This window comes from Amycolatopsis acidicola, assembly GCF_007713735.2.
GTDB lineage: Bacteria > Actinomycetota > Actinomycetes > Mycobacteriales > Pseudonocardiaceae > Amycolatopsis_E > Amycolatopsis_E acidicola.
On the sequence record NZ_VMNW02000063.1, the window covers coordinates 42673 to 52996 of the forward strand.

A 10324-nucleotide genomic window follows, 5' to 3' on the forward strand; every position below is an offset into this window, starting at 1 on the left:
CGTTCACCACCTTGTGACTGACCGAATGGACGGTAATTAAAGTGACCCTTTCCGCGAGGTCTGTCAAGGGGTGGGTGTCTTTCGCAAACCGCCACGAGGCGCTACCATGACTTCCTGAACGTTCGGTTGGTAATTCGAGGAGGATCGATGACGCTCCTGCGGAGCTACGTCAGCGGCGACTGGTTCACCGCGCCCGACGAGGGCGCCCCGCTCCACGACGCCGTCACCGGCGAGGAGGTCGCCCGGATCTCCTCCACCGGCGTCGACATGGACGCGGCGCTCGACTACGGCCGCCGCGTCGGCGGGCCCGCCCTGGGCGAACTGACGTTCCACCAGCGTGCCGCGCTGCTCAAGGCGCTGGCTTCGCACCTGCGCGAGCACCGTGACGAGCTGTATGCGCTCTCCGCGCGCACCGGTTCCACGCTCGGTGACTCGAAGTTCGACGTGGACGGCGGTATCGGTGTGCTGTTCGCCTTCGCCAGCAAGGGAAAGCGCGAGCTGCCGAACGACACGGTGTACGTCGAGGGCGACGTGGAGCCGCTGGGCAGGGGTGGCACCTTCGTCGCGCAGCACATCGCGAGCCCGCTGCACGGCGTCGCGGTGCAGATCAACGCGTTCAACTTCCCCGTCTGGGGCCCGCTGGAGAAGTTCGCCCCCGCGTTCCTCGCGGGTGTGCCGAGCCTCGTGAAGCCGGCCAGCCAGACCGCGTACCTCACCGAGAAGCTCGTCGAGCTGATCATCGATTCCGGCCTGCTGCCCGAGGGCTCGCTGCAGCTGGTGTGCGGCAGCGCCGGTGACCTCCTCGACCACGTCACGGCGCAGGATCTGGTGTCCTTCACCGGTTCCGCCTCCACCGCGCGGAAGCTGCGCGCGCACCCGGCGATCGTGCGCAACGCCGTCCGGTTCAACGCCGAAGCCGACTCGCTCAACTGCTCGATCCTCGGCCCGGACGCGAAGCCCGGCACGCCCGAGTTCGACCTCTACGTCAAGCAGCTCGTCACCGAGATGACGGTGAAGGCCGGGCAGAAGTGCACCGCGATCCGCCGCGCTTTCGTGCCCGCGGAACTGCTCGACGACGTCGCCGAGGCCGTCAGCGCGCGGCTCGCGAAGGTCGTCGTCGGCAACCCGAACAGTGAAGGCGTGCGGATGGGCGCGCTGGCCAGCCTGGAGCAGCGCGAAGAAGTCCGCCGCTCGCTGAAAGCCTTGCAGGCGGCGGGAAGCATCGTGTTCGGCGACCCCGAACGGGTCGAGGTCACGGATGCCGACGCCGAGCGCGGCGCCTTCATCTCGCCGATCCTGCTCAAGGGCGACCCCGAGCGCGCCGAGCCGCACGAGGTCGAGGCTTTCGGCCCGGTGTCCACGCTGCTGCAGTACACGTCGGCCGAGCAGGTCATCGGCTACGCGGCCCGCGGCGAGGGCAGCCTCGCGGGCTCGGTCGTCACCGGCGACGCGGAGTTCGCGCGCGAGATCGTGCTCGGCGTCGCGCCGTGGCACGGGCGGCTGCTGGTGCTCGACACCGACGACGCCAAGGAGTCCACGGGGCACGGTTCGCCGATGCCGCAACTGGTCCACGGCGGCCCCGGCCGCGCGGGCGGCGGCGAGGAGATGGGTGGCATCCGCGGCGTGCTGCACCACATGCAGCGCACCGCCGTGCAGGCCAGCCCCCGGGTACTGAGCGCGGTCACGGGCCGGTGGGTGGCGGGCGCGCCGCGTGCCGAGGGCGTCCACCCGTTCCGGAAGTCCTTGGCGGAGCTGAAGATCGGCGACTCCGTGGTGGCCGGGCCCCGTGCCGTCACGCGCGAGGACGTCGACCATTTCGCCGAGTTCACCGGCGACACGTTCTACGCGCACACCGACCCCGATGCGGCCGCCGCGAACCCGCTGTTCGGCGGGATCGTCGCGCACGGCTACCTGGTGGTCTCGTTCGCCGCGGGCCTGTTCGTCTCGCCCGAGCCCGGCCCGGTGCTCGCGAACTACGGCCTGGAGAACCTGCGCTTCCTGACCCCGGTCAAACCGGGCGACGAGCTGACGGTGACCCTGACCTGCAAGCAGATCACCCCGCGACTCGACCAGGACTACGGCGAGGTCCGCTGGGACGCCGACGTGACCAACGCCGGCGGGGACTCGGTCGCCAAGTACGACGTGCTCACCCTGGTCGCCAAGGAGGACTCGTGACCGCCACACTGTCCGAAAAGGACCTCGAAGCCCACTTCGAGCACACCATCTCGAAGGACCAGCGGATCGAGCCGCGCGACTGGGTGCCCGAGGGCTACCGGAAGACGATGATCCGGATGATCGCGCAGCACGCGCATTCGGAGATCATCGGCATGCAGCCCGAGGGCAACTGGATCACCCGCGCGCCTTCCCTTCGCCGCAAGGCGATCCTGCTCGCGAAGGTGCAGGACGAGGCGGGCCACGGGCTGTACCTGTACTCGGCTACCGAAACCCTCGGCGCCGACCGCGGTGACCTGACCGAACGGCTGGTCACCGGGCGGCAGAAGTACTCCTCGATCTTCAACTACCCGACGCTGACCTTCGCCGACGTCGGCGTGATCGGCTGGCTGGTGGACGGCGCGGCGATCTGCAACCAGGTGCCGTTGTGCCGCAGCAGCTACGGCCCGTACGCGCGGGCGATGATCCGGATCTGCAAGGAGGAGTCCTTCCACCAGCGGCAGGGTTTCGAGCTGCTGATGACGATGATGAAGGGCACCCGGGCGCAGCGGGAGATGGTGCAGGAGGCGGTGAACCGCTGGTGGTGGCCGTCGCTGATGATGTTCGGCCCGCCGGACGGCGATTCGCCGAACACCGCGCAGTCGATGGCCTGGCGGATCAAGCGGCACACCAACGACGAGCTGCGCCAGCGTTTCGTCGACATGTCGGTACCGCAGGCGGAGATCCTCGGCGTCACGTTCCCGGACCCGGAGCTGAAGTGGAACGCCGAACGCGGGCACTACGACTTCGGCGCCGTCGACTGGGACGAGTTCAAGCAGGTCGTCTCCGGCAACGGCCCGTGCAACGCCGAGCGCGTCGAACACCGCCGGCAGGCACACGAAGACGGGGCGTGGGTCCGCGAAGCCGCGGCCGCGCATGCGCGCAAGACCCAGGAGGTGGCGGCGTGAACGAGTGGCCGTTGTACGAAGTTTTCGTGCGGGGCAAGCGGGGCCTCAATCACGTGCACGTCGGTTCGCTGCGCGCGGCGGACGACCAGATGGCCCTGCACAACGCCCGCGACCTGTACACCAGGCGCAACGAAGGCGTGAGCATCTGGGTGGTCAAGGCCGCCGACATCACCGCGGCCTCGCCCGACGAGAAGGACCCGTTCTTCGCGCCGAGCGCCGACAAGGTGTACCGGCACCCGACGTTCTACGACATTCCCGACGACGTTCCCCACATGTGAGCTGACGATGTCCTTTGACACTGCCTACGAGGCACTCGCGGACGCCCAGGACGACTCGAGGTGGGCGTTCGGTACCGGGTTCGCCGACCCACTGTCCGGAGTGGACACCACGCTGCCGTCCGGAATGGACGGTGCCGAGCTTTCGGCGTACTGCCTCATGCTCGGCGACGACGCGCTGATCTTCTCGCACCGGCTCCAGGAGTGGTGCACCAACGCGCCCGAGCTGGAGGACGAGGTCGCGATCGCCAACATCGGGCTCGACCTGCTCGGCCAGGCGCGGCTGCTGCTGGCGCGGGCCGGGAAGGCCGACGGCAGCGAACGTTCCGAGGACTCCTACGCGTTCTTCCGCGCCGAGCACGAGTTCCGCAACGTCCGGCTGGCCGAGCTGCCGCGCGGCGACTTCGGGCGGTTGATCGCCCTGCTGCTGGTGTTCTCCACCTGGCGGCTCGCCCTGCTGCAGCGGTTGCGCGACTCGCGTGACCCGGTGCTCGCGGCCATCGCGACCAAGGGCGTCAAGGAGGTCGCCTACCACCGCGACTACGCGGCGCAGTGGGCGGTCCGGCTCGGTGACGGCACCGAGTTCTCGCACGAGCGCATGCAGGCCGGGCTGAACGAGATCTGGCCTTACGTGGGCGAGCTGTTCGCGTCGCATCCGGTCGAGGTGAGCGTCGGCGTGGACCCGGCGTCGCTGCGTGAAGAATTCGACGACGTGCTCGCGCAGGTGTGTTCGGCGGCAACGCTGGACGTGCCCGAGGTGCCCGCACGTGCCGGGGTTTCCGGCCGTACCGGTCGCGACGGCGTGCACACCGAGGCGATGGGTTACCTGCTGGCGGAGCTGCAGTCCGTGGCACGCGCGTATCCGGACGCGACATGGTGAGCGCGCTGCGGGCCGCCGAATCGGTGACCGATCCCGAACTGCCGATGCTCACGCTGGCCGACCTCGGCGTGCTGCGCGAAGTGTCCGAAGAGGACGGACGCGTGGTCGTGTCGATCACGCCGACGTACACCGGCTGCCCGGCGATGGACACGATGCGGGACGACCTGGTGCACGCGCTGGAGCGCGCCGGCTACGAGGACGTCGAGGTGCGCACGGTGCTGCGCCCGGCGTGGTCCAGCGACTGGATCACCGACGACGGCCGCCGCAAACTCGCCAAGGCGGGCATCGCCCCGCCCGGCGCGGCGCCCCGCGGCCCGATTCCGCTGCGGCTCGGGCCCGCGGTGCGGCGGGTCACCTGCCCGCTGTGCGGTTCCGCCGACACCGTGGCGGTGTCGGAATTCGGGCCCACCGCGTGCAAAGCGCTGCGGCGCTGCCACGGCTGTCACGAAACTTTCGAGCACGTCAAGGAGATCTGAGTTGACCACCACACGTGTGCGGGGCAGTTTCCACTCGCTCGCCGTTGCCGGGGTCGACCGGCTGTGCGAAGACGCGGTCGCGGTCACCTTCGACGTGCCACCGGAGCTCGCGGACGACTTCCGGTTCCGGGCAGGGCAGTCCCTGACGCTGCGGCGCATGGTCGACGGCCGCGAAGAACGCCGCTCGTACTCGATCTGCGCGCCGGAGGGCGAGAAGCCGCGCATCGGCGTGCGCGAGGTGCCGGACGGGCTGTTCTCCAGCTGGCTCGTGCGGGAGGTGCGGCCCGGCGACGAGATCGAGGTCGGCACCCCGGCCGGCGCCTTCACCCCCGGCGCCGAGCCTGGCCACCACGTGCTCATCGCGGCGGGATCGGGGATCACGCCGGTGCTCTCGATCGCGTCGACCGTGCTGCGCGAGCCGAAGTCCACGGTCACGCTGCTCTACGGAAACCGCCGCACGGACACGGTGATGTTCGCCGACGAGCTCGCCGACCTGAAGGACCGGTACCCGGACCGGCTCGAACTGGTGCACGTGCTCTCCCGCGAACCGCGTGAGGCGGAGCTGTTCACCGGCAGGCTCGACGCGGCCAAGCTGCGCGCGCTGATGGCGTTGTTCCCGGATGTGTCCGCGGTGGACCACTGGTGGCTGTGCGGCCCGTTCGGCATGGTCACCGAGGCGCGGGACCTGTTGCGCGACAAGGGGATCGGCGTCGAACGAATCCACCAGGAACTGTTCTATGTGGACGATGTGCCGCCCGAACCGGTGCGCCACGAGGACGCGAAGGCCGAGGGCCTGACCACCGAGGTGACGATCATCCTCGACGGGCGCTCGACGACCACCGCGCAGCCCCGCGACCTCGCCATCCTCGACGGCGCCCAGCGAGCGCGGCCCGATCTGCCTTTCGCGTGCAAGGGCGGTGTCTGCGGAACCTGCCGCGCGAAGGTCACCAGCGGCGAGGCGGATATGCGCCGCAACTTCGCCCTGGAAGAGGCGGAAGTGGCGGAGGGCTTCGTGCTGACCTGCCAGACTCTCCCGTGCGGCCCAAAGCTGACCGTCGACTACGACGCCTAACCGATCCGTCCCACCCCGGCCACCCCCATCTGCCGCGACGCGTCCTCGTCGTCGGGCACGTAGCCCGGGTCGTCGGGGCGCCAGTCCGGCAGCAGCACCAGGCCGGGCGGCACGAGTTCGGCGTTCCCGAAGAACTCGGTGATCTGCGCGCGGTTGCGGATCGCGAGGTCCTCGGCCACCGAGCTGTTGTAGACCTTGTTCGTCTCCCGCTGCAGCGCCAGGCTGCGGTCCGAACTCTCCGGCGGGGCCAGGTGGCTCAGCGCGAAATAGCTGCCCGGCACCAGCCGCGAGGTGTACCGCCGCGCCACGTCGAGCGCCTCGGCGTCGTCGGTGACGAAGTGCAGCACGGAGATCATCAGCACCGCCACCGGCTGCGCGAAGTCCAGCAGCCCGGTCACCTCCGGGCTGTCGAGCACCGCCTCCGGCTCGCACAGATCCGCGTGCAGGTACCGGGTGTCCGGATCCTCGCCGAGGATCTCCCTGCCGAACGCGACCGCGTCCCACTCGTAGTCCACGTACACCACGCGCGAGCCCCGCGCCTCCGCCTGCGCGATCTCGTGCACGTTGCCGACCGTCGGGATTCCCGAGCCGAGGTCGAGGAACTGCCGGATCCCGGCGCGCGCCAGGAAACGCACCGCGCGTTGCAGGAACTCGCGGTTGTAGCGGGCGACGAGCGTGGCCAGCGGGAACGACTGCAGCGTGCGCGCGCCGGCCGCCCTGTCGATGGGGTAGTTGTGCGTGCCGCCGAGCATGTAGTCGTACACGCGCGCGGCCGTGGCCACCGACGGATCGGACGCGTGCGCTCCGCGCTGCCGGGCTTCAGGTTCGGTCGGCATAGTGGGGCTCCTTGCTCAGATACCGGTAGCCGCGGCTGACTTCGCGCAGGAAGCGCCGCGTGCGCTCGGGGTCGAGGCCCGCGCTGGTCGCGCCGCGCCACAGATCTTCGTACGCGTGCACGTCTTCGCCCGAGGTGAGCCTGCCGCCGACGCGCGTGAACACGAAGTCGAGGTGCTGCTGGAAATCGCTGATCACGCCCGGAGCGCTGAGGCGCAGCAGGATGAACCGCTCCAGCAGCCCGGCGGCCGAGGTGCCGGAAGGCGAGCGGAACGGCGCCACCTGCAAGGTGAGGTTCGGGCGGTAGGACAGCTCCAGCAGATACTCCAGTTGTTCGTGCATCACTTCGTCGTTGCCGCGCACCCGGCGCAGACAGGATTCGCTCAGCACGGCGTAGATCTCGGCCGGCCTCCCCGGCCGCAGCAGCTTCGCCTGCCGCGCCCGCACCGCTTCGGCCGCGGCGTCGACCGTGCCGGCCGGGGCCGTCATGCCGAATTCCGCGCGCACGTACGACTCGCACTGCAGCAGACCCGGCAGCTGCTCGGTGCCGACCATCCGGATCTGCTCGGCGTCCTCCTCCAGATCGATGTACGGCCACAGCTCCTTTTCATACGAGGCGCGGTAGCCGCGCCACCGGCCGCGCTGCGAAGTGCCGTCGCACAACCGCATCGCGAGCGCGACGGTGATCGGGTCGAGCACCTGGTAGATCTCCAGCAGCCTGCTCAGATCCCGTTGGTTGATCGCGCTGTCGCCGTTTTCCAGCCTGGTCAGCTTGTTCTGGACGGCGCGGGCGCCCGGCCACAACAGCCGCCCGACCGTCTCCTGCGTCATCACCCGCTCTTCACGCAGGTGTTTGAGGAGCGCGGCCAACTGGAACCGGCGCCCCGTCGGGGTACCCGCCACCGGGGGAAGTTTCACCTGACTTCTTTCGGTCGACGCCACCCGTTACCCGATGCTGGCAAAGACGCTAAGGGCAGCGGCACCGGCAGGCAAGCCCGGCCACTTCCGGCGCGCACCCGTTGCGCCGGAAGTGCCCATGCCATCCGGATCTCACTCGCACAGGCGGTTCGCCGGGTTACGCTGAGCCGTGCTCAGCCATCTCCGGCCACGCACGTTGCGGTGGCGGGTCTACCTGCTCGTCTGGGCGCTGCTGGTGCTGGTGCTCGTCACCGCGGCGGCGGCGACGCTGACGTGGTTGCACGCCAGCGACATCGGCGCGCACGTGCGCACCGTGTTCCGGCCCGCGCAGCAGTCGGTCGCCGAACTGGGCAAGAGCTATGTGGACATGGAGTCCGGGGAACGCGGATTCCTGCTCACCAGGGACGAGTCGTTCCTGCAGCCCTACGTCGACGGCCAGGCGGACGCGGCCCGGCAGACCCAGGAGCTTCGCCGGCTGCTGACCGAGGACCCGGTGTCGCTGGGCATGCTCGACGGCGTCGACGCGGCGTTTTCGCGGTGGCAGAGCGGGTCCGCGATGCCGGAGATCGCGTCGGCGCGCGCGGGCGGAAGTGGTGCGACGGTGGCGGATTTGGCCACCAGTAAGGAAACTTTCGACGTCCTGCGCACCAGGACCACGGAGTTGCAGGGCCGCATCAGTGACCTGACCGCGGTCGGCCTGGAGTCCGCGACGAGCGCGCAGGCCACCGCCCGCACGGTCACCATCACCTGCGCGCTCGTGGCGCTGGTGCTCGGCGCGGCCACGATCCTGATCCTGCGCCGTTCGCTCGCCCTGCCGCTCACCCGGCTCGTCGGCCAGGTGCGCCGCGTCGCCGATGGGGAACTCGGGGCGCGCGTGGATCCCGCCGGCCCGGACGAGGTCGCCGAAGTGGGCCGCGCGGTGGAGACCATGCGGGCGCGCACCCTGGCGGAGATCGAGCTCACCGCGCAGAAGTCCCAGCAGCTTGCGCGGCTCGAGGAGACCGACCGGATCGCCCGTGAACTCGGCGACACGGTGATCAAACGGCTGTTCGCGATCGGGCTGAACCTGCAGTCCGGCGCCGCCCGCCATCCTGGCGCGCGTGTGCTGCTGACCCGCACGATCGCCGATCTCGACCAGGCCATCAACCGGCTGCGCGGCGCGCTGTACGGGCAGATCGTGGTGACCGAGTCGCTCGGCATCGCCGTGCAGAACCTGGTCGACGATCTGGAGAACGGGCTCGGCGTGGTGCCCGAGCTGGTGCTGACCGGCGACCTCGACCACGACCTCCCGGAGTGGCTCGCGGTGGAGGTGCCCGGGGTGCTCGGCGACGCGCTGCGCGCCGTGGGCTCCGCGAACTCCGGCGGTCCCGTCGAGATCGCCCTGTCCCGTGACGACTTCCAGGTCCGGTTACGGGTGCGCGCGCCCGCCCACGGCGGCGGCCCCGACCAGCGGCTCGTCGCCGAGCTCCTGGAGCGCGCGCTGCTGCATGGTGGAGGCAGCGAGGTCGGTCACGAAGAGGAGCGGGTCGTCATCCAGTGGTGGGTACCGGTGTAGCCGAAAGCGGCAAGGCGGCGAAGCAGGTCGGGGGTGACCGGGAACTCCGGTGGCGTGATCGAACCCGGCTGTGCGTCGGCGAGTAGGTCCTTGACGAACCCGGCCACCTGGTGTGGTGCCGGAACGGGGTCCACGCCGAGGTAGGAGACCACGATGAGGTCCTCGCCGCAGTGCGTTTCGATCGCGGCGGCCCAGCCGCGGGTGTCCTCCCAGAGCAGGGCGAGGTCGCGGTCCGGGAATCCCGGCAGGCGGTCGTCGAGCGCGATGTAGCCGGTGGCGGGGCGGCCCATCGTGCAACAGGTGGAGTCGGGCGGGACCCCCAGCGCTTTCGCCGTGACGGCGATGTACGCCCGCAGAGCCGATTCCGCCGCATCCCACCCGTAAATGTCCACGCCGTCCGTCCCTCGCATCCTGTTGTCAGCTGCCCGGACGGAGTACCCCCGAAACGGCGATCGAATCTCGCTGGCCGGATCTTCGCGTATCTTCATGCTGTGAACGTGAAGGTGAGCGCGGACGCGGGGCGGCGGAAGCGGCGGCTGGCCACCGGGATCAAGGAGACGCTGCGCGAGCTGAGCATCCAGTTGTCGCTGTTGAACCACCAGGTGGGCGGGCACGCCGGGTTGAAGGACGTGGACCTCGACTGTCTCGACCTGATCACCCGGCACGGGCCGATCGGGCCGAGCGCGCTGGCCCGGCAGGCGGGGCTGCATCCGGCCACCATCACCGGGATCCTCGACCGGCTGGAGCGTGCCGGCTGGGTGGCCAGGGACCGGGATCCGGCCGATCGACGGGCCGTGCTCGTGCGGGCGCTGCCGGACAGGGCGGGCGAGCTTTTCCGGCTCTATGCCGGGATGAACGGCGAGATGGACGAGATCTGCGCCGACTACGACGAGGCCGAACTCGAACTGCTCGCGGGCTTCCTGGCACGCGTGTCCGACGCCGGCCGCCGCTCCAGCGGACGGCTCGCTTCCGGCTGAACCGGTAGTGGCTTGCGCATCCGGTGCCCGTTTGTACACAGTGGACAGTGCGGCTGGGTGGCGGGCGGGGTGGTCGCTGTCGTCACTGTCGTCCTTTTGGCCGTAGTCGCTTAGGCCGGTCGGCGCATCCTTCTCGCCGTACCGCCTTGCCGCACCGCTCTGCCATCCCGATTCGCCATCCCGTCCCAACCCGTTCCTCGTGTTCCCCACCGCATGTC

General features: G+C 70.0%; 11 protein-coding genes. 8 read left to right on the forward strand and 3 right to left on the reverse strand.

All coding sequences use genetic code 11. The features are described 5' to 3' along the window. Positions 1 to 147 precede the first annotated feature (147 nt). Genes paaZ through paaE form a run of 6 tightly spaced genes read left to right on the forward strand, consistent with a single transcriptional unit; the run spans position 148 to position 5822 of the window. Entirely contained in the window at positions 148 to 2175 is a 2028-nt protein-coding gene (paaZ, locus tag FPZ12_RS31460) for a phenylacetic acid degradation bifunctional protein PaaZ (protein ID WP_144749520.1), read from the forward strand. Then, entirely contained in the window at positions 2172 to 3119 is a 948-nt protein-coding gene (gene paaA, locus FPZ12_RS31465; protein ID WP_144749522.1) for a 1,2-phenylacetyl-CoA epoxidase subunit PaaA, read from the forward strand. The genes paaZ and paaA overlap by 4 nt, the downstream gene beginning before the upstream one ends. Beyond that, the gene (gene paaB / locus FPZ12_RS31470) at positions 3116 to 3397 is read left to right on the forward strand and encodes a 1,2-phenylacetyl-CoA epoxidase subunit PaaB (protein ID WP_144749524.1); all 282 of its coding nucleotides are present in this window, start codon (positions 3116 to 3118) and stop codon (positions 3395 to 3397) included. Before paaA ends, paaB begins: the two co-directional genes overlap by 4 nt. A 7-nt stretch (positions 3398 to 3404) precedes the next feature. Beyond that, positions 3405 to 4274, forward strand: a complete 870-nt coding sequence (gene paaC / locus FPZ12_RS31475) for a 1,2-phenylacetyl-CoA epoxidase subunit PaaC (protein ID WP_144749526.1) — start codon at positions 3405 to 3407, stop codon at positions 4272 to 4274. After that, positions 4268 to 4750, forward strand: a complete 483-nt coding sequence (paaD, locus tag FPZ12_RS31480; protein ID WP_144749528.1) for a 1,2-phenylacetyl-CoA epoxidase subunit PaaD — start codon at positions 4268 to 4270, stop codon at positions 4748 to 4750. The genes paaC and paaD overlap by 7 nt, the downstream gene beginning before the upstream one ends. Before the next feature lies 1 nt (position 4751). Then, complete coding sequence (paaE, locus tag FPZ12_RS31485; protein ID WP_144749530.1) at positions 4752 to 5822, forward strand: 1,2-phenylacetyl-CoA epoxidase subunit PaaE; 1071 nt, start codon at positions 4752 to 4754, stop codon at positions 5820 to 5822. Here paaE and FPZ12_RS31490 read toward each other — a convergent pair. Together FPZ12_RS31490 and FPZ12_RS31495 are read right to left on the reverse strand one after the other, a co-directional pair. Next, the gene (locus FPZ12_RS31490) at positions 5819 to 6658 is read right to left on the reverse strand and encodes an SAM-dependent methyltransferase (RefSeq protein WP_144749532.1); all 840 of its coding nucleotides are present in this window, start codon (positions 6656 to 6658) and stop codon (positions 5819 to 5821) included. The genes paaE and FPZ12_RS31490 overlap by 4 nt on opposite strands. Beyond that, positions 6642 to 7574 carry a helix-turn-helix domain-containing protein gene (locus FPZ12_RS31495; RefSeq protein WP_144749534.1) on the reverse strand — a complete coding sequence of 311 codons (933 nt, stop codon included), beginning with the start codon at positions 7572 to 7574 and terminating at the stop codon, positions 6642 to 6644. Before FPZ12_RS31495 ends, FPZ12_RS31490 begins: the two co-directional genes overlap by 17 nt. A 169-nt stretch (positions 7575 to 7743) precedes the next feature. On the opposite strand from FPZ12_RS31495, the gene FPZ12_RS31500 reads away from it, so the two are divergent. Beyond that, positions 7744 to 9129, forward strand: coding sequence for a CHASE3 domain-containing protein (locus FPZ12_RS31500; protein ID WP_144749536.1), 1386 nt, complete (start codon positions 7744 to 7746; stop codon positions 9127 to 9129). Here FPZ12_RS31500 and FPZ12_RS31505 read toward each other — a convergent pair. Next, the gene (locus FPZ12_RS31505; protein WP_144749538.1) at positions 9084 to 9521 is read right to left on the reverse strand and encodes a DUF6292 family protein; all 438 of its coding nucleotides are present in this window, start codon (positions 9519 to 9521) and stop codon (positions 9084 to 9086) included. The genes FPZ12_RS31500 and FPZ12_RS31505 overlap by 46 nt on opposite strands. Positions 9522 to 9620: 99 nt before the next feature. Here FPZ12_RS31505 and FPZ12_RS31510 point away from each other — a divergent pair, with 99 nt between their 5' ends. Next, positions 9621 to 10106 (forward strand): MarR family transcriptional regulator, encoded by a 486-nt coding sequence (locus tag FPZ12_RS31510; RefSeq protein WP_243770123.1) that lies wholly within the window; start codon positions 9621 to 9623, stop codon positions 10104 to 10106. Positions 10107 to 10324 lie beyond the last annotated feature (218 nt).

What these genes read in the sequence shown, in the direction of transcription:
- paaZ (WP_144749520.1), top strand. Translation starts at nt 148, where the DNA reads ATGACGCTCCTGCGGAGCTACGTCAGCGGCGACTGGTTCACCGCGCCC.
- paaC (WP_144749526.1), top strand. Translation starts at nt 3,405, where the DNA reads ATGTCCTTTGACACTGCCTACGAGGCACTCGCGGACGCCCAGGACGAC.
- paaD (WP_144749528.1), top strand. Translation starts at nt 4,268, where the DNA reads ATGGTGAGCGCGCTGCGGGCCGCCGAATCGGTGACCGATCCCGAACTG.
- FPZ12_RS31490 (WP_144749532.1), bottom strand. Translation starts at nt 6,658, where the DNA reads ATGCCGACCGAACCTGAAGCCCGGCAGCGCGGAGCGCACGCGTCCGAT.